21 protein-coding genes are annotated in these 19,334 nt (G+C 67.5%); 11 read left to right on the top strand and 10 right to left on the bottom strand.

Annotated elements, in window-relative coordinates; translation table 11 throughout:
* Positions 1–17 precede the first annotated feature (17 nt).
* Both AC3A5N_RS10695 and AC3A5N_RS10690 read right to left on the bottom strand, forming a co-directional pair.
* The gene (locus tag AC3A5N_RS10695) at positions 18–1,652 is read right to left on the bottom strand and encodes a hypothetical protein (protein ID WP_487737307.1); all 1,635 of its coding nucleotides are present in this window, start codon (positions 1,650–1,652) and stop codon (positions 18–20) included.
* 34 nt (positions 1,653–1,686) lie between these two features.
* Complete coding sequence (locus AC3A5N_RS10690; RefSeq protein ID WP_487737306.1) at positions 1,687–2,916, bottom strand: TIGR04063 family PEP-CTERM/XrtA system glycosyltransferase; 1,230 nt, start codon at positions 2,914–2,916, stop codon at positions 1,687–1,689.
* Between the two features lie 93 nt (positions 2,917–3,009).
* Here AC3A5N_RS10690 and AC3A5N_RS10685 point away from each other — a divergent pair, with 93 nt between their 5' ends.
* From AC3A5N_RS10685 to AC3A5N_RS10660, 6 genes are all read left to right on the top strand, one after another.
* Entirely contained in the window at positions 3,010–3,159 is a 150-nt protein-coding gene (locus tag AC3A5N_RS10685; RefSeq protein WP_487737305.1) for a hypothetical protein, read from the top strand.
* On the top strand, positions 3,152–4,549 hold the full coding sequence (locus tag AC3A5N_RS10680) for a DUF5935 domain-containing protein (protein WP_487737304.1): 1,398 nt from the start codon (positions 3,152–3,154) through the stop codon (positions 4,547–4,549). Before AC3A5N_RS10685 ends, AC3A5N_RS10680 begins: the two co-directional genes overlap by 8 nt.
* A 61-nt stretch (positions 4,550–4,610) precedes the next feature.
* Positions 4,611–5,060: a MaoC family dehydratase gene (locus tag AC3A5N_RS10675; RefSeq protein WP_487737303.1), complete on the top strand. Its 450-nt coding sequence runs from the start codon at positions 4,611–4,613 to the stop codon at positions 5,058–5,060.
* 115 nt (positions 5,061–5,175) lie between these two features.
* Entirely contained in the window at positions 5,176–6,357 is a 1,182-nt protein-coding gene (locus AC3A5N_RS10670) for an acetyl-CoA C-acyltransferase (RefSeq protein ID WP_487737302.1), read from the top strand.
* Between the two features lie 69 nt (positions 6,358–6,426).
* On the top strand, positions 6,427–7,071 hold the full coding sequence (locus tag AC3A5N_RS10665; protein ID WP_487737301.1) for a hypothetical protein: 645 nt from the start codon (positions 6,427–6,429) through the stop codon (positions 7,069–7,071).
* 71 nt (positions 7,072–7,142) lie between these two features.
* Entirely contained in the window at positions 7,143–7,739 is a 597-nt protein-coding gene (locus tag AC3A5N_RS10660; RefSeq protein WP_487737468.1) for a DUF4126 domain-containing protein, read from the top strand.
* A 51-nt stretch (positions 7,740–7,790) separates the two neighbouring features.
* Here the strand turns inward: AC3A5N_RS10660 and AC3A5N_RS10655 are convergent, their stop codons facing one another.
* Positions 7,791–9,035 (bottom strand): polyhydroxyalkanoate depolymerase, encoded by a 1,245-nt coding sequence (locus AC3A5N_RS10655; protein WP_487737300.1) that lies wholly within the window; start codon positions 9,033–9,035, stop codon positions 7,791–7,793.
* Positions 9,036–9,203: 168 nt separating this feature from the next.
* On the opposite strand from AC3A5N_RS10655, the gene AC3A5N_RS10650 reads away from it, so the two are divergent.
* From AC3A5N_RS10650 to AC3A5N_RS10630, 5 genes are all read left to right on the top strand, one after another.
* A complete protein-coding gene (locus tag AC3A5N_RS10650) occupies positions 9,204–11,045 on the top strand; it encodes an ABC transporter transmembrane domain-containing protein (protein WP_487737299.1) in 1,842 nt (613 codons plus the stop codon).
* A gap of 165 nt (positions 11,046–11,210) precedes the next feature.
* On the top strand, positions 11,211–13,361 hold the full coding sequence (locus AC3A5N_RS10645; RefSeq protein WP_487737298.1) for a M13 family metallopeptidase: 2,151 nt from the start codon (positions 11,211–11,213) through the stop codon (positions 13,359–13,361).
* 114 nt (positions 13,362–13,475) lie between these two features.
* Positions 13,476–14,285, top strand: a complete 810-nt coding sequence (locus tag AC3A5N_RS10640; protein WP_487737297.1) for an undecaprenyl-diphosphate phosphatase — start codon at positions 13,476–13,478, stop codon at positions 14,283–14,285.
* A gap of 119 nt (positions 14,286–14,404) precedes the next feature.
* Positions 14,405–14,668 carry a GlsB/YeaQ/YmgE family stress response membrane protein gene (locus AC3A5N_RS10635; protein ID WP_487737296.1) on the top strand — a complete coding sequence of 88 codons (264 nt, stop codon included), beginning with the start codon at positions 14,405–14,407 and terminating at the stop codon, positions 14,666–14,668.
* A gap of 69 nt (positions 14,669–14,737) precedes the next feature.
* On the top strand, positions 14,738–15,028 hold the full coding sequence (locus tag AC3A5N_RS10630) for a hypothetical protein (RefSeq protein WP_487737295.1): 291 nt from the start codon (positions 14,738–14,740) through the stop codon (positions 15,026–15,028).
* 69 nt (positions 15,029–15,097) lie between these two features.
* On the opposite strand, the gene phhA is transcribed toward AC3A5N_RS10630, so the two are convergent.
* The 7 genes from phhA to AC3A5N_RS10595 form a co-directional block, all read right to left on the bottom strand.
* Positions 15,098–16,036 carry a phenylalanine 4-monooxygenase gene (gene phhA / locus AC3A5N_RS10625; protein ID WP_487737294.1) on the bottom strand — a complete coding sequence of 313 codons (939 nt, stop codon included), beginning with the start codon at positions 16,034–16,036 and terminating at the stop codon, positions 15,098–15,100.
* A 59-nt stretch (positions 16,037–16,095) separates the two neighbouring features.
* Entirely contained in the window at positions 16,096–16,389 is a 294-nt protein-coding gene (locus AC3A5N_RS10620; protein ID WP_487737293.1) for a TFIIB-type zinc ribbon-containing protein, read from the bottom strand.
* A gap of 99 nt (positions 16,390–16,488) precedes the next feature.
* Positions 16,489–16,980 (bottom strand): helix-turn-helix domain-containing protein, encoded by a 492-nt coding sequence (locus tag AC3A5N_RS10615; RefSeq protein ID WP_487737292.1) that lies wholly within the window; start codon positions 16,978–16,980, stop codon positions 16,489–16,491.
* A gap of 73 nt (positions 16,981–17,053) precedes the next feature.
* Positions 17,054–17,659: a peptidase S14 gene (locus AC3A5N_RS10610; protein ID WP_487737291.1), complete on the bottom strand. Its 606-nt coding sequence runs from the start codon at positions 17,657–17,659 to the stop codon at positions 17,054–17,056.
* A gap of 85 nt (positions 17,660–17,744) precedes the next feature.
* Entirely contained in the window at positions 17,745–17,924 is a 180-nt protein-coding gene (locus tag AC3A5N_RS10605; RefSeq protein ID WP_487737290.1) for a hypothetical protein, read from the bottom strand.
* Positions 17,925–18,060: 136 nt separating this feature from the next.
* Positions 18,061–18,318, bottom strand: a complete 258-nt coding sequence (locus AC3A5N_RS10600; protein ID WP_487737289.1) for a KTSC domain-containing protein — start codon at positions 18,316–18,318, stop codon at positions 18,061–18,063.
* 301 nt (positions 18,319–18,619) lie between these two features.
* Complete coding sequence (locus AC3A5N_RS10595; RefSeq protein WP_487737288.1) at positions 18,620–19,306, bottom strand: hypothetical protein; 687 nt, start codon at positions 19,304–19,306, stop codon at positions 18,620–18,622.
* Positions 19,307–19,334: the final 28 nt, after the last annotated feature.

The following is a 19,334-nucleotide window of genomic DNA, read 5'->3' as shown; positions in this document are numbered from 1 at the left end:
AAAGTGCGCGGCGGCGCTCAGGCCGCGCCGCTCAGCCGCTGAAGCTTGTGCAGCGCCTCGCGCAGGGCGCGTTCGGCCTGGGCCTGATCGACCGGCGGCATCTCGCCTGCCGGCGGCGCTGCACGGAGGCTGCGGGGCGCGTCGAAGGGGCGCTCCGGCGCCATGAGCGGCGCCGGCGCTGGCGCGACACGGCGCTCCTCCTGACCGGGAAAGACCACCACGGGCTCGAATGCCTCGTCCGCGCCGTCATCCAGATCCTCTTCGATGCGTACGAACTCGCGCTCGCGCTCTGGCCGACGGATGCTGAGCAGCGAGCTGTATGCCGCTTCGGCAGGCGCGTCGTCGCTTTCGTCGCCCTTCCCCATGACCTCTGAGGTCGGCGAAGCAAACGGGCGCGCGTCGGGCGATAGGGACAACGTCAGCGCGAGATCGTCGTCCTCCTCATCGACGAACTCGTCGTCCAGCGCGAGCGGGCGCAGCGCGGCAGGGACCGCTCCCCCCGGTGCAACGCTATCGGGCGTTGGGGCAGCCTCTTCGGCGCAGGCCGGCGGCGCCGGTTCCGGCGCAAGCTTCGCGTCAAGGCGTGGCGCTTCCACCGCCTCTACACCGAGATCGGGCACGTAGCGGGCCGGCATCTCGGCGGCGGGAAGTTCCGTCTCGGCCCGTTCGGCCGCGCGCTGAAGCGAGATCGCGAATCGGTCGACCAGCTCGGCGATGGACAGCTCTTGCAGCGGCCGGTCTTTCGCGCCGATGGGTCCGCTAGCCGGCACGGGGAACGACTCGCCTGCATCGCTCTCGGCCGCCATCAAAGGGTCGCCGAACGGTGCGGGCGCCGCCGCAAGGCCAAGTTCATCGCGCAGGGCATCGACGGGTGCTTCCGCGGCGAGCGGCACGTCGATCGGGTCGATTTCCGGCACGTCGAAGGCGGGCGGCACGTCGAAGCGACGCACCTGCTCGGCCGCGACCGGCGCCGGCGCGACCACAGGGTCTTCGTCGGATCCATGCACCGACGTTTCCGTCGGACGCGCGGTTTCGGGTTCCTCGACCTGTGCAGGCGAGTGGTCCACAAACGCGGTGAGATCGAGCGTCTCGTCTTCGAGCGCCGCCGACTCCTCCGCGGGGCGCATCACGATCTCGGCATCCGCACCTGGCAGCGGCGCGTAGTCTAGCAGTTCGCTCGGCCCGCTCTCCTCGGTCAGCGAAAGCGCGCGGCGGCGCCCGGGGATAGGCGCGGAGCGCAGATCCTCGACCGGTTCGTCGAAGCCGTCGGCCCCGAGCTCCTCATGCGCCGAGATCGGGCGCTTGGCGGGGCGCGTGCTCGTCGGCTCGCGCCGCACGGGGGCGGGGACGAAGCGCGGCGCGGCCTGAGCCGCGGCAACCTTGCGTGCGATGTAGAGTCCCGCAAGGGCGCCTAGGCCCGCGCCGACCAGCGCGATCAGGATGCGCGCGGCGATCCCCAGCGGGGGTTCCGCAGCGGGAACGACCGTGTGCAGGCCCGTCGCGATTACGAAGCTCTCGAACAGGGTGACAGGCAGGACGAGGCTGCCGATGCCGAGCAGCGCGGCGAACCATAGCGCCACGATGGCAGGAAACGCCGGATGCTGGCTGATCGGCGGCTTGCTGGCGGTCGTGCCGATGTGCGTGGCTGCCACTTCGTTCTTCCCCGTTGTCCGGGCACTGCGCGCCTCATGCAGCGGCGGGCATTGCCTCATTCGGCAAGCGGGCTAGCACGCGATGGTAAACGTCTTGATAACGACGAACGTTGCGTGCCCAGTCATGGTGCTCCGCGACGTGAGATCGTGCCCGCTCGCGCAGCGCATCCCATGCGCCCTGGCTTCGCAGCAGCTTCGCCAACCCCGCCGCGCAGGCTGCCGGATCGTCGGCGGCGAACAGTGCGCCCGTCTCCCCGTCCGCGATCAGTTCGCGGTGGCCGCCCACGTCGGAGGCCGCGACCAGCCGGCGCTGCGCCATGGCCTCGAGCGGCTTCAGCGGCGTCACGAGATCGGTCAACCGGCTGCGCTTGCGCGGGTAGGCGAGCACGTCGATCAGCGAATAGTATCGTTCGACCGCCTTGTGCGGCACCCGGCCGGTGAAGCGAATCGCCTCGCGTGCCGGGCTTGCCTGGGCCTGCGCGCGCAGCGCGTCGTCCATCGGTCCGCCGCCGACCAGGAGGAGCTGCGCACCCGGTACCTCCGCGCGCAGAAGGGGCATGGCAGCAATCAGATCATCCAACCCCTCGTAGTCGTAGAAGCTGCCGATAAAGCCGATCACCGGGCCGCTCCCGAGACCCAGCTCTTGAGCGAGAACTTCGTCGCGAGCGACGGGTTTACCGAACAGCGCCAGATCGACCCCGTTGGGCGAGAGGTCAATTTTTCCGGGCGCGAAGCCGCGCACCACAAGGTCGTCCTTCAAGCCCCAGCAAATCGTGAACACCGCGTCCGCACCTGCGACGACGCGGTTCTCCAGCGTGCGTGTCAGCCAGTACTTGAGCGAGCCTTCGCGTCCGGTGCCGTTGCCGACCGCCGCATCTTCCCAGAAGGCGCGGATTTCGTAGACCAGTGGGATGCCATGGCGGCGCGCCACCTTCATCGCCGCGGCACCGCACAGTGCCGGTGAATGTGCGTGAAGCACGTCGGGCTCCCATTCCCGGACGACTCGCTCGATCGAGTCCGCGAAACGCGCGATCTCGCGCCATTCGCGCCAGCCCGCCGGCCCCGACGCCGAACCGGAGGTGCGATGGAAGGTGAGCCCGTCCACCGTCTCCACTCCCGGCCCGTCCGCCGCATGGCGCAAGCCTGTAACGCCGCGCACCTCCAGTCCGGCCGCCTCCTGGCTCTTCAGGATGGCGCGCGTGCGGAAGGTGTAGCCGCTGTGCAGCGGCAGCGAGTGGTCGAGAACGTGCAGCACCCGGGTCATGGCAGCGGCTGGTGCCACAGCAAGCTTAACGGGGCGTCAACCGGCGGGTGCTAGTCGGCATCGACGCGCGCCAATCGAAAGCACTTTTCCGGTTTGATCGACTACTTCGCCCTCGGCCTGATCCACGCGCTGATCGCGCTCGCGCTGCTGCGGCTCGCCGGGCGCGACGCGACCGACCGCGATCCGGCTTTCGAGGATGTGCGCGGCGACAACGGCGATGCCGGGCAGGCGTCCGATGCTTGACCTCGCGCTGTTCGGCTTCGTCATGGCGTTCTTCGCGATCGGCCTGCGCCGCCCGTTCCTGTGGGTGCTTGCCTACTGCTACATCGACATTCTTGCGCCGCAGAAGATCGGCTGGTCGATCACCTCGGCGCTGCCGATTTCGCTGATCGCCTTCTGCGCCGCCTTTGCCGGATGGCTGCTGACCGACAGCAAGAAGGACGTGCGCTTCACTTTCCGCCAGTTCCTGCTGTCCGCGCTGCTGCTCTACTGTTTCTGGACCACCAAGACGGCCGATTTTCCGGTCGAGGCGCTGGAGAAGTGGGACTGGGTGTGGAAAGCGCTGGTCTTCGCGATCTTCCTTCCGCTGACGCTCACCACCCGCCTCAGAATCGAGGGCATGGCGCTGATCATGGTGCTTACCGCGGGCGCGATCATCATCAGCGCGGGCCTGAAGACCGCGCTGGGCGGCGGCGGCTATGCCTCGCTCTATTTCTTCGTCAACGACAATAGCGGGATGTACGAGAGCTCGACGCTGGCGACGGTGGCGATCGCGATCATTCCGCTAATCGTCTGGTTCATCCGCCACGGCACGGTGTTTCCTCCCGACTGGCGGGTGAAGGCGTTCGGCTACGCACTGATCTTCGCCTGTCTGCTGATCCCGGTGGGGACGGAGGCGCGCACCGGGCTGCTGTGCATCGCGGTATTGGCGGTGGTCGCCCTGCGCGACGTGAAGCGCCGTCTCACCTTCCTTGCCGCGGGTGCGGCGTTGGGGCTGATGGCTCTGCCCTTCCTGCCGCAGAGCTACTACGAGCGGATGTCGACGATCGGCAGCCACGATCAGGACCAGTCTGCCTCGACCCGGGTCGCCGTTTGGCAATGGACGTTCGACTATGCCACCGAGAATCCCTTCGGTGGCGGGTTCGACGCCTATCGGGGCAACAGCTTCGCCTACAAGATGCCGGTGCTGGTGACGCAGGGCAATACGACCGCGATCGAGTACAGGGACGTCGTCGACAAAGCGCGGGCCTATCATTCCGCGATATTCGAAGTGCTAGGCGAACAGGGCTGGCCGGGCCTTGCACTGTGGCTTTGGATCCATGTGCTCGGTCTGTGGCAGATGGAGCGGATTCGTCGCCGGTGGCGCGGGCGGACCGGCGCGGCCGAGCAATGGCAGGCACCGCTCGCCAGTGCGCTGCAGGTGGCGCAGATCATCTACCTCGTCGGGTCGCTGTTCCAGGGCATCGCCTATCAGCCGTTCGTGCTCATGCTGATCGGCCTCCAGATCGGCCTCTGGTCCTACTGCAAACGGCTTGATTCGCAGGGGCGAGAGGCGCGCCGCTTGCGCTGGCCGCCCGTCGTGCCCGCGCCCTCCGGCGATGCCGTAGCGGCAGGCGCGGGCGCGTTGCGCTAGCCCTGACGATGCGCCATGAAGCCGCGGTTTCAAGTCAAAACCGCGGCAAAGGAGAGGCGCAGTGACCCCGCAGGAAATCGCAGAAAAGGTCGGCCAGCAGATCGGCACCAGCGAATGGGTCGAAATGAGCCAAGAACGGATCAACAAGTTCGCCGATGCGACGGGCGACCACCAGTTCATCCATGTAGACGAGGAAAAGGCGAAGATGACGCCCTTCGGCGGCACGATCGCACACGGCTTCCTGACCCTGTCGATGATCCCCTACCTCAGCGCCAAGTCGGAGCTGCCGCGGCCGGAGGGCGTGAAGATGGGCGTCAACTACGGCGGCAACAAGACGCGCTTCATCAATCCCGTCCGCTCGGGCAAGCGCATCCGCGGCCACTGGAAGCTGCTCGAAATGGTCGAGAAGCGCCCGGGCCAGTGGCAGCAGACGCACGAGATCACGATCGAGATCGAAGGCGAGGAGAAGCCTGCCCTCATCGCCGAATGGATCACGCAGCTTTTCGTCTGAACGACCACCCCCCATTTGGGGAGGGAAGGAGAAGGCGGGTGCCGCTAGCGGTGGTGCAAGGCCTCTCCCGATCCGCTCCCTGAAGGGCGGGCCTGATTTTCGAAGGAGTTTTTCCATGTCACGCGACGCAGTCATCGTATCCACCGCCCGCACCGCCATCGGCCGCGCCTACAAGGGCGGGTTCAACGACACCAGGGGCGCCACGCTCGGCTCCTATTCGCTTGCGCCCGCGATCGAGCGGGCCGGAATCGAGCCGGGCGAGATCGATGACGTGCTCTGGGGCTCGGCGCTCCAGCAGGGCACGCAATCCGGCAACCTCGCGCGCCAGGTCGCGCTGCGCGCCGGGTGCCCGATTGGCACTTCAGGCATGACGATCGACCGGCAGTGCTCGTCCGGCCTGATGTCGATCGCCACAGCGGCCAAGCAGATCATGATCGACAACATGGATGTGGTCGCCGCCGGCGGACAGGAATCGATCAGCCTCGTGCAGACCAAGGAAATGCGCGTGATGCCCGATCCCGAGCTGATCAACATGCACGGCGCGATCTACATGCCGATGCTCCAGACCGCCGAAACGGTCGCGCAGCGCTACGGCATCAGCCGCGAGGCGCAGGACGAATACGCCCTGCAGTCGCAGCAGCGCACGGCAGCCGCGCAGGCCGCGGGCAAGTTCGACGACGAGATCGTGCCCGTCACCACGACGATGAAGGTGACGAACAAGGAAACGGGCGAGGTTTCCGACAAGGAAGTCACCATCGCCAAGGACGAGGGCAACCGGCCCGAGACCACCCTCGAAGGTCTGTCCGCGCTGCAGCCGGTCATGGGGCTGGGCACCACGATCACTGCAGGCAACGCGAGCCAGCTCAGCGACGGCTCCTCGGCCAGCGTGCTGATGGAGGCGAAGCTCGCCGAGAAGCGCGGCCTCACCCCGCTCGGCCGCTATGTCGGCATGGCGGTAGCGGGCACCGAGCCCGACGAGATGGGCATCGGCCCGATCTTCGCGATCCCCAAGCTGCTCGAGCGGACCGGCATCAAGCTCGAGGACGTCGGCCTGTGGGAACTGAACGAGGCGTTCGCGGTGCAGGTGATCCACTGCCGCGAGGAACTCGGCATCCCGAACGAACTGCTCAACGTCAACGGCGGCTCGATCTCGATCGGCCACCCCTACGGCATGACCGGCGCGCGCTGCGTCGGCCACGCGCTGATCGAAGGCAAGCGGCGCGGCGCGAAGTATGTCGTCGTGACCATGTGCGTCGGCGGCGGCATGGGTGCTGCGGGGATGTTCGAAGTCCTCTGATTCATCGATATTTGAACGGGCGGGCGGCTCGTGCGTTCTTCTTCGTGCCTCGTACCGAAGGAGAACCGCATGCGCCGCCCGTTCGTTTGGCTATGGCTGGCAGCCGCGCTGCCGCTCGCCGGGTGCTCGCAGGAAGCCCCGGAGCGTGAGCCGGTCGAGGCGCACCCCTCGCCCGATGCGCAGGACGCCGGAACTTCGGCCGCGGAGCCGACGCCCGATCCTGCGGCCGAAGAACCCATCAATGCGGGCGGCTACTCGTCCGCCTACACCGCCTTCGACCTCGAAGCCTGCCGTGTAACCGGCGAATCGAGCGAGGGCGCGAGCGTCGACTACGCATGCTCCGGCCGCGCCGGCGTCCCGATCTTCGTCCATCTCGGCGACGGGCGGCTCGACATCGACGCCGGCGTTGATGGCGAGGAGTTCACGACCATCGGCGCCTTCAACGAGCTTGGCGAGCGGCTGGAGTGGCGCATGAAGGACGGGTCGCCGTTCGCAGTGATCTTCCGCTACCGCGACGTCGCGCCCCAAAGCGACGGGCGTACGGTGATCGGAGTCGAGAAGATCGGGCGGGCGGGCAAGCCGGGCTGCCGCGTGGCGCAGATCGCAGGCGAAACGCCCGATGCGAACCGCGTCGCGCGCGAGATCGCCGACACGCGTGCGCACGATTTCCGCTGCGGTATCGACGAAATGCAAGTGGTCGGCAACGCACGCTAAGGTCAAGGTCCTGACCCTAACGCTTGCGGCGCGCGCCAATGCGGCGCATTCTCGCAGCGGAGGAGAGTGCGATGGGCGTGATGGAGATCATCGGCATCGCGGGCAGCGTCAGCCTGCTTGCCGGATGGCGGCTCTATCTGTGCGTCTTCGCCACCGGGCTCGCCATGCGGCTCGACGCGATCCCGGTGCCCGAGCACCTGGCGAGTCTCGCCGTGCTCGAGAACCCGTGGGTCATGGGTATCGCAGCCGTTGCGGCGCTGTGCGAATTCTTCGCCGACAAGGTCATGTGGCTCGATTCGGCGTGGGATGCGGTGCACACCTTCGTGCGCCCCGTCGGCGGCGCGCTGCTGGCGCTGGCGATCGTCGATCCGTCCGACCCGGCGACGCAAGTGATTGCCTTCCTCCTCGGCGGCAGCGCGGCCTTCGCGGCGCATGCCGGCAAGGCCGGCGCACGCGGAATGGTCAACACCAGCCCGGAGCCGGTGAGCAACGTCGCCGTGTCGGCCGTGGAGGACGTCGCGACCGCGGGCCTCCTCTGGGCGGCCTACGAGTATCCTTACGTGGCCGGAGCGATCGCGCTGGTGCTGCTGGCGCTGACGGCGTGGCTCCTGCTGCTGGCGCGCCGGATGGTGCGGCGGCTCTTCGGGCAGAGAAACGCGTCGGGCTAGGCGCCTGATCCTCCCATTTTTCCCATGGCGCGAATGGGGAGGATTTGTTGCTCAGGCTGCCATTTTCGCAGCCGCCTTGCCGTGCCGCGCCATGAAGGCTTCGACTGCCGGGGCGATCTTCGTGCGCCAGCGGCTGCCGTTGAAGATGCCGTAGTGCCCGGCCCCCTCCGCCAGCAGGTACTGCTTCTTCGTCTTCGCGAGGCCCGTGGCCAGCGTGAGCGCGGCACGGGTCTGGCCAATGCCCGAGATATCGTCCCGCTCGCCTTCGATCGCGAGCAGCGCAGTGTCGCGGATTGCGCCGGGGTCGACGGCTTTGCCGCGATGGACGAAGGCGCCCTTCGCCAGCGAATGCTCTTGGAATACCTCCTCCACCGTCTGGAGGTAGAATTCCGCGGTCATGTCGCAGACCGAGCGGTATTCGTCGTAGAAATCCTTGGTCGCCTGCGCGCTGTCCTCGTCGCCCACCGTCAGATGCTTGAACATCTCGTAGTGGCTGAGGATATGCTGACCGAGGTTCATGCTCATGAACCCAGCGAGCTGAAGGAAGCCCGGATAGACCCGCCGCCCCGCGCCGCGATGCTGCATCGGCACGGTGGCGATCACGGTGTTGCGGAACCATTCGATCGGACGGTCCATCGCGACATCGTTGACCGTGGTCGGGCTCTCGCGCGTGTCGATCGGTCCGCCCATCATGGTCAGCGTCGCCGGGCGGCACGGGTGCTTGTCCGCCCCCATGATCGCCGTGGCCGCGAGCGCGGGCACCGATGGCTGGCAGACCGCCATCATGTTCGTTCCCGGACCGATATGCTCGAGAAATTCGATCAGATAGTCGATGTAGTCGTCGAGATCGAAGCGGCCTTCCGACAATGGCACCGTCTTCGCGTCGGCCCAGTCGGTCACGTAGACCTCGCAGCTCTCGACCATGCGCCGCACGGTGCCGCGCAGCAGCGTGGCGTAGTGTCCGCTCATCGGCGCCACGATCAGCAGCTTCGGCGCATCGGCAGGCAGCCCTTCGCGGGTGAAGCGCTTGAGATCGCCGAACGGGCGGTTGACCACCGTGGCTTCCTCGACCGCGCAAGGTTCACCGGCTACCTCGACGAAGTCGATCCCGAACGCGGGCTTGCCGCGCGGGGCTGCGGCATGAGCGAAGACTTCCAGCGCGCTGGCGCCCACTTGGCCGAAACCCATGTAGCCCACCGGCAGATAAGGGTTCGACAGCGCTTCGGCACCGATCGAGGCGAGCGCGCTCGCGCCGCTGAGCCAGGCGCGCTGCAGTTCGTAGGCGTGATAGAGCAAGTCGCGTTCTTCCCTTGCCGAGCGTCCGCCGCGGACGGCTGTCGTGGTCGATTGTGCACTGCACACTGACGGGTCGCGTGGCATTGTGCAACGCATCATTTGCGCTTTCGTGCCTGCGGCGTGTGCGGATGAGTGGATTTTGCCGCGCCGCATCGCTACCTGCCCCGCATGGACGCGGACACCCCCCAACCCGAAGCGCGCCCCGCGCGCCGCGGCTTTTTCAGTCGCAGCACGGCGATCGAAGGGGAAACCAAGCCCGCACGCACGCTCGGCCCGCTCAAGATGATCTTTCGCGAGGCGGCGAGCTACCCCGGCCGCGTGGCGCTGGCGCTCGTCGCCTTGGTGATCACCGCCGCGGCGACGCTTGCGATCCCCAACGGCTTCAAGCTCATCATCGACCGCGGCTTCGCGCAAGGCGACCCCGGCGACATCGCCCGCTGGTTCCAGTACCTGCTTGTGATCGTCGGCGTACTGGCGATCGGCACGGCGCTGCGGTTCTACTTCGTAAGCTGGCTCGGCGAGCGCGTGGTCGCCGACATCCGGCTGAAAGTGCAGAACAACCTGCTGCGCCTCGCGCCCGGCTTCTACGAGGAGAACAGCCCGAAGGAGATCGCCAGCCGGATGACGGCCGACACCGCGCTGATCGAGCAGGTGGTCGGCACGACAATCTCGACCGCGCTGCGCAACGCGCTGATGGCAGTCGGCGGCACGGCCTATCTGTTCTGGTTGGCGCCGCAGCTCACCGTGGGGCTGGTGATCGGCATTCCGGTCGTGATCCTGCCGATCATGTTCTTCGGCCGCCGCATCCGCAACGTCTCGCGCTCGAGCCAGGACCGGATCGCCGACGTCGGGGCGATGATCGCGGAAGTGCTCGCAGCGATGAAGATCGTCCAGGCGTTCAATCAGGAAAAGCGCGAAGGCGAGCGCTTCGCCGTCGCCGTGGAACGCACTTTCGCCACCGCGAAACGCCGCATCCTGCTGCGCGCGGTGATGACCGCGACGATCATCTTCGTCGTCTTCGGCGCGATCACGCTGGTCATGTGGCGCGGCGCGATCGCGGTGACGAGCGGCGAGATCAGCGGCGGCACGATCGCCGCCTTCGTCATTACCGGCATTCTGGTCGCGGGAGCCTTCGGCGCGCTGACCGAAGTCTACGGCGAGCTCCTGCGCGGCGCGGGCGCCGCCAGCCGGCTCGAGGAACTGCTGGAAGAAAAGCCCGCGATCGCCCCGCCGGCGCGCCCGCTCGCGCTGCCCGAGCCGCCGCGCGGCAGCCTCTCGTTCCGCGGCGTGTCCTTCCGCTATCCGACGCGGCTCGAAACCCCGGCGCTCAAGGAATTCACGCTCGAGATCGAGCCGGGCGAAACCGTCGCGCTGGTCGGGCCTTCGGGCGCGGGCAAGTCGACCGTATTCCAGCTCGCAGAGCGGTTCTACGATCCGCAGGCGGGCACGATCCGGCTCGACGGCGTGCCGCTCACCAGCGCCGATCCGGCCGAGATACGCAAGCGCATTGCCCTCGTTCCGCAGGACGGCGTGCTGTTCTCAGCCAACGCCCGCGACAACCTGCGCTACGGTGCCTGGGATGCGAGCGACGAGGACATCTGGGAAGCGGCCCGCGCGGCCAATGCCGAGCGCTTCCTGCGCGAGCTTCCCGAAGGGCTCGACACTTATCTCGGCGAGAGCGGCACGCGGCTTTCCGGCGGGCAGCAGCAGCGCCTCGCCATCGCCCGCGCGCTGCTACGCGACGCGCCGATCCTGCTGCTCGACGAGGCGACCAGTGCGCTCGATGCGGAGAGCGAGCGGCTAGTGCAGCAGGCGCTCGACCGGCTGATGGCGGAGCGCACGACGCTCGTGATCGCCCACCGCCTCGCCACCGTGCGCGCCGCCGACCGGATCGTGGTGATGGACGAGGGCCGGATCGTCGAGCAGGGCACGCATGCGCGGTTGACGGAGGCGGGCGGGCTCTACAGCCGACTCGCCGCGCTCCAGTTCGCCCCCAGCGAAGCCGCCTGACACTCGTGCGAGCCCTGCGTTCAGCCGAGGCACAGCCGCGGCAATCTATGAAGTTGCAACTGAAACCGACGAACGGCGACGCTGCATGCGCGCCGTGGCCTATGCTGGAGGCAGGGGATCTCTGCATCCTTGGGGCTGACTGAAAATTTCCGGGAGAATTCCACGATGATCCGCACCATGCTTGCCGCGGGGGCCAGCGCTCTCGCCTTGACCCTTGCCGTTCCGGTGCTGGCGCAGGATGCCGGCGCTGCGGCGCCCGCCGCCAAGGCGGAGGAAACCCCGCTGCCGACGATGAGCTTCGGCGAGTGGGGCTTCGATCCCGCCTACCTCGACAAGACCGTCGATCCGGGCGACGACTTCTTCGCCTACGCGAACGAGAAGTGGCTCGAAGCCAATCCGCTGCCGCCCGAGTTCTCGCGCTTCGGCGCGTTCAACCTGCTGCGCGAGAAATCGACGAGCGACGTGAAGACGCTGGTCGACGAACTCGTGGCGAAGGATCCGGCAAGCCTTTCGGCTGACGAGAAGCGCATCGTCGATGCCTACAACGCGTTCCTCGACACCGCCGCGATCGATGCCGCCGGGCTCGCGCCGGCCAAGCCTTACCTCGACCGGATCGAGAACGCCGCGACTCTGGCGGAGCTGGCGACGCTGTGGGGCACGCCCGGCTACTCCTCGCCCGTGGGCGGCTTCGTGACGGTCGATGCCAAGGAACCGACGCGTTATTCGGTCTACGTCGCTTCCGGCGGCCTCGGCCTGCCCGACCGCGACTACTATCTCGACGAGACCGAGAAGGGCCGCGAGATCCAGGCCAAGTACCGCGAATATCTCGCCTTCCTGTTCCAGCAGGCCGGCTATGCCGATCCCGCCGCGACAGCGCAGCAGGTCTACGCGCTCGAAGACGCGGTTGCGCGCAATATCGCCTGGGATCGCGCCACGCGCCGCAACCGTGACCTGACTTACAACGCCGTGACTCCCGCCGAACTCGGCGATCTTGCGGGCGGCTTCCCACTGGCCGCGATGCTCGATGCGAGCGGCTTCGGCGAAACCGACCGCTTTGTCGTCTACGACCTGCCGCCGACGGACCAGGAAGCGACCGCACTCGGCCTGACCGACGATACCCTCGCCAAGATCGGCGGCGGCACGCCCGCGATGCTCGCGCTCCTGGCGAAAACGCCGGTCGAGGTGCTGCAGGCGTGGACGGTCAAGGAATTCCTCGCCGGCAACGCGGCGGTTCTCCCGAGCGCGATCGACGAAGCGGACTTCGCCTTCTACGGCAAGACGCTCACCGGCACGCCCGAGCAGCGCGCGCGCTGGAAGCGGGCGACCGCGGAAACCGAGGGCCTGCTCGGCGAACTCGTCGGCGCCTCCTACGTCGAGCGCTACTTCCCGCCGGAGAACAAGGCGGCGATGGAAGATCTGGTCGTCAACCTGCGCAAGGCGCTGGCGATCAGCATCGAAGAGAACGCCTGGATGAGTGCGGCGACCAAGCAGGAAGCCGTCGCCAAGCTCGACAGCTTCGACCCCAAGATCGGCTACCGCGAGAACCTGGAGACTTATCCGGGCCTCGCGATCGGCGCCGGCACGCCGCTCGCCAACCGCATCGCCGCGGCCGAGTGGCAGTGGAACGACATGCTCTCCAAGCTCGGCGGTCCGATCGATCGCACCGAATGGGGCATGCTGCCGCAGACGGTGAACGCCTATTACAACCCCACGAAGAACGAGATCGTGTTCCCCGCTGCGATCCTGCAACCGCCGTTCTACAACGTGTCGGCCGACCCGGCGATCAACTACGGCGGCATCGGCGCGGTGATCGGGCACGAGATGGGTCACGGGTTCGACGACCAGGGCTCCAAGTCCGACGGCACGGGCATGCTGCGCAACTGGTGGACCGAGGCGGACCGCGCCGCGTTCGACAAGCTCGGCAACGCGCTGGTCGAGCAGTATGGCAAGTTCTGCCCGCTCGACGGCGGGGAGACCTGCGTGAACGGACGCCTGACGCTGGGCGAGAACATCGGCGACGTGGGCGGCCTCAGCCTCGCCTACCGTGCCTACAAGCTCTCGCTGAACGGCAAGGAAGCGCCGGTGATCGACGGCCTGACCGGCGACCAGCGCTTCTTCCTCGCCTGGGCGCAGGTCTGGCGCTCGCAGCAGCGCGAGGACGCCGCGCGTCAGCGCCTGCGGACCGACCCGCATAGCCCGGAGCAGTATCGCACCAACGGCGCGGTGCGGCAGATGGATGCATGGTACGAGGCGTTCAATGTGACCGCCAACGACGCGCTCTACCTCCCGCCCGAGGAGCGCGTGCACATCTGGTAAGCACCATTGGCGTCATCAAGAATCGCCCCGACCCACGCGGTCGGGGGCTTTTTTTGTGCGCGGCGGCCGATTTGCGTTTGACACGCCGCGCGCCATCGCCATGACCCGGGCGTAATGAGCCTTACTCTTACCGCGATCCTGCTCGGCATCCTCGAAGGACTGACCGAGTTCCTCCCCGTCTCCTCGACCGGCCACCTGATCCTCGCGCAGGCCTTTTTCGGCTACGATCCGGCGCAGTGGCGGCAGTTCAACATCGTCATCCAACTCGGTGCGATCCTCGCGGTCGTGGTGACGTACTGGAAGACGTTCTGGGCGATGGGCATGGGGCTTCTCCGCCTCGAACCGGAAGCCCTGCGGTTCGTGCGCAACATCCTGCTCGGCTTCCTCCCCGCGGCGGTGATCGGACTGCTGGCCAAGGATGCGATCGACGTCATGCTCGGCACGCCGATGGTGGTGGCCGTGGCCCTGGTGATCGGCGGCATCGCCATTCTCGCGCTCGAGAGGACGATCCCGGTGCGCGAGGATGTGGGCGTGGCCGGCCTGTCGTGGAAGACGGCGATCGCGGTCGGCTTCGCCCAGTGCCTGGCGATGATCCCGGGCACCAGCCGTTCGGCGGCAACCATCCTCGGCGCGCTGGCCATGGGGGTGGGGCGCAAGACGGCGGCCGAGTTCTCGTTCTTCCTCGCGGTTCCGACGATGCTGGGCGCGGCGACGGTCAAGGTCCTCGACGAACCCGCGCTGCTGGCGGGCGAGGCGACCGTCGGCTGGGGGGAGATCGCGCTCGGATTCCTCGCCGCCTTCCTGGTCGCGCTCGTCGTGATCCGGGCGTTCGTCGCCTACGTCAGCCGGCACGGCTTCGCACCCTTCGCCTGGTACCGGATCGTGCTCGGCTTGGGCGCGATCGCCTGGCTCACTTTGGGCTGATCGGTCTCGGGGGATAGTTGCCCGGGTGCAACTATCCTGCTCGGCCGGTCGCAAGGACCGGAACGTTTCGCAGCCGCCCCGGATTGTATCGGGCAGGATGGTTCGCAAACGATAACATCATGGGTTTGATCTTTTTTCTTGCGGGTGGCGCGCTTCTCGGCTGGCTCGCGGCGATTGTGCTGCGCATCGAGGACGGGCGCGGCATTATGGCCAACGTGGCCGCGGGCAGTCTCGGGGCCGTCATCGGCGGCGTCGTCGGCAATCGCGGGTCGATCCTGTCCGGCCTCAGCGCGATCTCGATACCGGTCGCCGCCGTCGGCGCGCTGATCCTCCTCGGTGCCTTGGCCCTGTTTCGAAACCGGCTCGACGGGCACCGCAGGTAAACGCTATTCACGCCGGGCTGACATATGTGTACAAGTCGGCCCGCCCAACAGCAAAGGGGAAAGACTGAGATGAAGAGCATTTTCAAGAGCGCGATGGTTGCTTCGGTTGCCGTCATGGGCCTCAGCCTCGCGGCCTGCGACAGCGCGCAGGAGAACGCGGCCGAGGATGCCGGCGAGCAGAACGCCGAGATGGTGAACGAGCAGGCCGAAGCGATGGAAGACACCGGCCAGATCACCGACGCCGAAGCCGATGCGATGACCGATACCGCCGAAGATCAGGCGGACGCGATGGAAGACCAGGCCGAAGCCGCTGCCGAGGGCGATGCCACCACGGACGCCGCGACGCCGCCGGCCGAGTAAGCTCTTCGCTTCTCGAATTCAGGAGAGCCGGTCCGGGTCAGCCCGGGCCGGCTTTTCTTTTGCGGCCGGTCAGACCGGCGTTGCCCCGCTCCCGCGGCCGCCGCGCAGGAGGTATTCCTGGGTGCCGCGGTGGATCACGTTGTCGACGTCGATCACGGCCGAGTTGGCGTAAGTGAAGGCCGGCGGCAGGTTGCGGTAGAGGCGGTCGAAGTCGCGCTCCACTGTCTGGCGGTAGAGGTCCTCGAAGCTCTCGATCACGAAGTAGGTCGGCTGCAGGTCGCTGATGACGTAATCGGTGCGCATCACCCGGTCGACGTTGAGCATGATCCGGTTGGGGCTCTGGCCCTCGACCGCGAAGACCACCTCGGTCGGACCCGAGAGGATGCCGGCGCCGTAGGCCCGCACTTCGCCGCGCTCGAGCATCAGGCCGAATTCCACCGTGTACCAGTAGAGCGCACCGAGCGCCTTCAGGCGGTTGTAGCGCATCGCCTTCCACCCGGCCTTGCCATATTCCTGCATGTAGTCGGCATAGACCGGATCGGTCAGCATCGGGACGTGGCCGAAGACGTCGTGGAAGACGTCGGGTTCCTGGATGTAGTCGAACGTTTCGCGGGTGCGGATGAAGTTGCCCGCCGGGAAGCGGCGGTTGGCGAGGTGCCAGAAGAACACGTGGTCCGGGATCAGCATCGGCACCGGGACGACGCTCCACCCGGTCAGCTTGCCGAGATCTTCCGACAGTCGGCCGAACTCGGGCACGCCGCCCTGGCCGAGGTCGAGCTTCTCCAGCCCTTCCATGAAAGCGCTCGCCGCGCGGCCGGGCAGGACGCCCATCTGCCGGGCGAAGAGATCGTTCCAGATCGCATCGTCCTCGGCAGTATAGTCGGTCTGCTTCGGCTCCAGCCAGTCGTCGCCGACGTGCGCCGGCTTCTGCAGCGGGGCGGTGAAGACGTCCGCCGGCATCTCGGGGAGAGCCGTGAAGTCGTGTTCCTGAGGTGCGATCGTTGCCATGGTTTCTCCTGTAACCAATAACACCGCCGCGGGTGGCTGACAAATGGCGCGCGGCGCCGTCAGTCGAAGATTTCCTCCAGCCAGCTCTTGCGCTTCTTGTACGGCTTGCCGTGATGGCCGTGGCCGTAGCCCGAATGCGCCTGGCCGCCGTGGCGCGCGTAGTTCGGCGCGGGGCGCTGGGGGGCGGCCTGGGGTGCGCTGCGCTCGACGATCTTGTCGAGTTCCCCGCGGTCGAGCCAGACGCCGCGGCACTGCGGGCAGTAGTCGATCTCGATCCCCTGCCGGTCGCTCATGGCAAGGGGGACGCGGCAGACGGGGCATTGCATGGCGGCGACTTCGGATTCGGTGCGCATCGTGGGGATCGGTCCTCTCTCTAACCTGGTATCTCTAGCAGATGGGGGCGGCGGCGTCCCGATCAAGCGGGCCGCCGGGTGTTGACGCTCCGCCAAGTTTTACGCCGTGTAACCTTGTGGCGGAAGCGGGGGGCGGCGCCCCACCCGGTCCAGCCGCGCGAGATGCTGAAGCAGCGCATTCATGTCGCGTTTCCAATACCTTCCGGCATAGCGCCCGCGGCCCATGACGATCTGGATCAGCCCGTGCTCGGCCCGATAACCGGCATCGAGGCCTGTGGACTTCGCCGAGGCCAAGTTGACAGGGGAGTGTAACCTTCCGAGCGCCGCGTCCCAGGCAGCGGCGAAGCCGGCCGCCCCCGGGCGCTTGCGCAGGCGATAGGCGCTTTCGCGCCCCATACCGACCGCCCGCGCGGCAGCGAGGACCGAGCGCGTTTCGGCGAGGTAGCCGATGAAGGCCGCCTGCCGTTCGGGCGCCCAGCCGTCGCGGCGCGGGCCGACCGGCACGGGATGAAAGGCGGGGATACGGCGGCGGGTCCGCCGCGGCTCGGGGGCTGGCCCGCCAGCGGGCTGAGGGGACGGATTGCGCTTCATCCCGCATGATGAACCACATTTGTTCCATGTAGGAAAATGGTTTTTCGCGCGTCCGCCCGACTGCCCCGCCCGGTCAGCCGCCGTCGACGATCCCCGCGATCAACTTGCGCTCCAGCGCGTCCTCTGCGGTGAGATACCAGTTGTGCAGCCCGCGTTCGAGCACTTCGTCGATCTCGATCTCGCTGCCCGCGATCAGCCGCTCGAAGCCGTCGACCTCCATCTCGCAGCCGAGCTTGAGCTGGCGGCACAATGCCTCGACGAGCGGCAGGCTGCCGCGCATCGGACCGGAGAGCTCGACCGTCTTCTGGAGCTGGCGGCAATGGATCAGGAACACCCCGTCGGATGTGACGAAGCGGTCGTCACGCGGGAAGGCGCTCATGATCGTGACCCCGGCGGAATAGACGATCGTCTTGCCGATGAAGATCAGGCGCCGGCCTTTCAGCCGTTCGCGGGCGAGGCCGATTTCGAGCACCATGCGGCGCCCCACTTCGGCATCGCCGCCAAGCGTGCATACCTCGAGCGCGATCGGGCCCTCACCGCCCTCGGCGGAGGCGAAGCCGTCGAGCATCGTGTCGAGCATGGCATGATCGACTTCGCCGTGGAGGCGGATGTGCGGATTGTGGATCAGCTCGCGCGGCGGAAGGGCCGCGCCGGATGGTTGCGGTTCGTAATCGGCCATCGGCCCTGGGTCCCCTGTTGGCAGGAATGGGCGGCCGCTCCCGGCTGGAGAACGGCCGCCGCTCGCATTTCCGTGCGTCGGTTCGTCAGCGGCGCTGGCTTCCGCCGCCGCCCTGGTCTTCGCGTTCGCGCTCACGTTCGCGCTGGTTGCCGCCGCCCTGCTGCTGGCGCTGGTTGCCGCCCTGCTGCTCGCGCTGACGGTCCTGCTGGCCGCCGCCGCCCTGCTGGCGCTGGCCGCCGCCCTGGTTCTGGTTGTTGTTGTTCACGGTTATATCTCCTTCTCTCCAGTGGTCCGCTTGTGACGGGACCTGCCTCATCAAGCCGCGGAGCCGCCCCGCGGTTTCCGCGCATGCGCCAAAGCGAAGGCCGGGAGCGCCAAGTTGCTGAATTTCGGTGAGGAATTTACTTATGTTGGGACTTTTGCAACTCGTCGCATGCAGAGTCCGCAGCGGCGTCCTCCCACCGCGGCAGCCGCTCGAAGCGGTAGCGGTCGCGAATCGCGCGGTTGAAGTAGCCGCCCTTCGATCCCGACCGGGCGAGCGCTTGCGCAACCGACTCCGGCATGTCGAAGTAGCGGTAGACCCGCCCGCCGACGAACTGCACGTCGAGCGCCCCCAGCGCGGGGCGATAGGCGAAGCGTGCGATCGCGGTCGACGGCATGCGGGACCAACGCGCAGGCCGGGCGGAGGGGGCCGCGGGATTTTTGTTCACGCAAAGGCGCAAAGGCGCGAAGAAGAAGCGCCCGCGGCGAAGCCGCGCCTCAAAACCGAACTGGAATTCGTGCGGAGGGCGCGGTGTGTCGGCATCGCGCACCAACTTGGTGTCTTAGTGCCTTAGTGCGAGACAAGATGTGCGCGCACTAAGCCACTAAGCCACTAAGAGGGTGAAGGACGGCTTCGCCGCCGGGTGACTCCTCTTCGCGCCTTTGCGTGAAAACCCTCTGGGTGAGCGCAGCGGAGGGTTACTCGCCCTCGATCCCGCGCCGCATGACCTCGTGCCAGGTCGGGCTCGGCCCTTCGATCTGTCGCGCGATATCGGCCGCCATGAGCTGCGCCACCGGATCCTCCGCAAGAGCGGCAAGGCGCGCGCGCTCGGCGTCGAGCAGGGCCGCCCGCTCGCCCTCGGGCGCGGCGGCGACTTCCGCGTAGAACCGGGTGAGCCGCAGCCACGGCGCATCCTCGACCAGCACGTCCTCCGCCCAGCGCGAGAACGGCCCGCCCGACGGCCGCCAGCCCTCGCCGTCCGGCGCGCGCTCGAGGAAGAACAGCGCCGTGGTGCCGGCAGGGAACATATAGCGGATGCAGCCGCCGATATAGCTGAGCGGATGCGCCTGGTTCAGCTCGTAGGGACTGCTGAGAATGGCGAAGCCCGGCTTGTCCTCCGGAACGAGCCCGGAGCCCGCCAGCGACACCGTGCCTTCCAGCATCTCACCCTTGATCGCCTGCACCGGCTCGACCAGCAGCTTCCTATCCCACGGGTCTGCCCCCTCGACCTCCCCGACTACCCGCCCGAGCAGTACCAGCTCTGCCTCTTGGGCAAGTTCGAGGTTGGTGGGGACGTGGTAATCGGCCGTGACGGAGCAGGCGACGGCGGGCGTGGCGAGGGTGAGGGCGAGGACAGGAGCGAAGAGGGAAAAAATGCGGGCCATCACCGCAATGTAGCGCCGCCGAATCTAG

This window comes from Pelagerythrobacter sp. Soil_C_18, from assembly GCF_057657235.1.
The sequence above is the reverse complement of the archived record's forward strand: the minus strand, read 5'-3'. Positions and strand labels throughout refer to the sequence as shown.

Excerpts from the sequence above, each read along its gene's own strand:
- AC3A5N_RS10600 (WP_487737289.1), bottom strand. The coding sequence starts at position 18,318 with ATGCCGTCGACCGCGATCGCACGCTTCGCCTATCGCCCCGCGCTGGGG.
- AC3A5N_RS10650 (WP_487737299.1), top strand. The coding sequence starts at position 9,204 with ATGGACGCGGACACCCCCCAACCCGAAGCGCGCCCCGCGCGCCGCGGC.
- AC3A5N_RS10690 (WP_487737306.1), bottom strand. The coding sequence starts at position 2,916 with ATGACCCGGGTGCTGCACGTTCTCGACCACTCGCTGCCGCTGCACAGC.
- AC3A5N_RS10620 (WP_487737293.1), bottom strand. The coding sequence starts at position 16,389 with ATGCGCACCGAATCCGAAGTCGCCGCCATGCAATGCCCCGTCTGCCGC.
- phhA (WP_487737294.1), bottom strand. The coding sequence starts at position 16,036 with ATGGCAACGATCGCACCTCAGGAACACGACTTCACGGCTCTCCCCGAG.
- AC3A5N_RS10660 (WP_487737468.1), top strand. The coding sequence starts at position 7,143 with ATGGGCGTGATGGAGATCATCGGCATCGCGGGCAGCGTCAGCCTGCTT.
- AC3A5N_RS10665 (WP_487737301.1), top strand. The coding sequence starts at position 6,427 with ATGCGCCGCCCGTTCGTTTGGCTATGGCTGGCAGCCGCGCTGCCGCTC.
- AC3A5N_RS10610 (WP_487737291.1), bottom strand. The coding sequence starts at position 17,659 with ATGGCCGATTACGAACCGCAACCATCCGGCGCGGCCCTTCCGCCGCGC.
- AC3A5N_RS10595 (WP_487737288.1), bottom strand. The coding sequence starts at position 19,306 with ATGGCCCGCATTTTTTCCCTCTTCGCTCCTGTCCTCGCCCTCACCCTC.
- AC3A5N_RS10640 (WP_487737297.1), top strand. The coding sequence starts at position 13,476 with ATGAGCCTTACTCTTACCGCGATCCTGCTCGGCATCCTCGAAGGACTG.
- AC3A5N_RS10645 (WP_487737298.1), top strand. The coding sequence starts at position 11,211 with ATGATCCGCACCATGCTTGCCGCGGGGGCCAGCGCTCTCGCCTTGACC.
- AC3A5N_RS10635 (WP_487737296.1), top strand. The coding sequence starts at position 14,405 with ATGGGTTTGATCTTTTTTCTTGCGGGTGGCGCGCTTCTCGGCTGGCTC.
- AC3A5N_RS10680 (WP_487737304.1), top strand. The coding sequence starts at position 3,152 with ATGCTTGACCTCGCGCTGTTCGGCTTCGTCATGGCGTTCTTCGCGATC.
- AC3A5N_RS10615 (WP_487737292.1), bottom strand. The coding sequence starts at position 16,980 with ATGAAGCGCAATCCGTCCCCTCAGCCCGCTGGCGGGCCAGCCCCCGAG.
- AC3A5N_RS10670 (WP_487737302.1), top strand. The coding sequence starts at position 5,176 with ATGTCACGCGACGCAGTCATCGTATCCACCGCCCGCACCGCCATCGGC.
- AC3A5N_RS10630 (WP_487737295.1), top strand. The coding sequence starts at position 14,738 with ATGAAGAGCATTTTCAAGAGCGCGATGGTTGCTTCGGTTGCCGTCATG.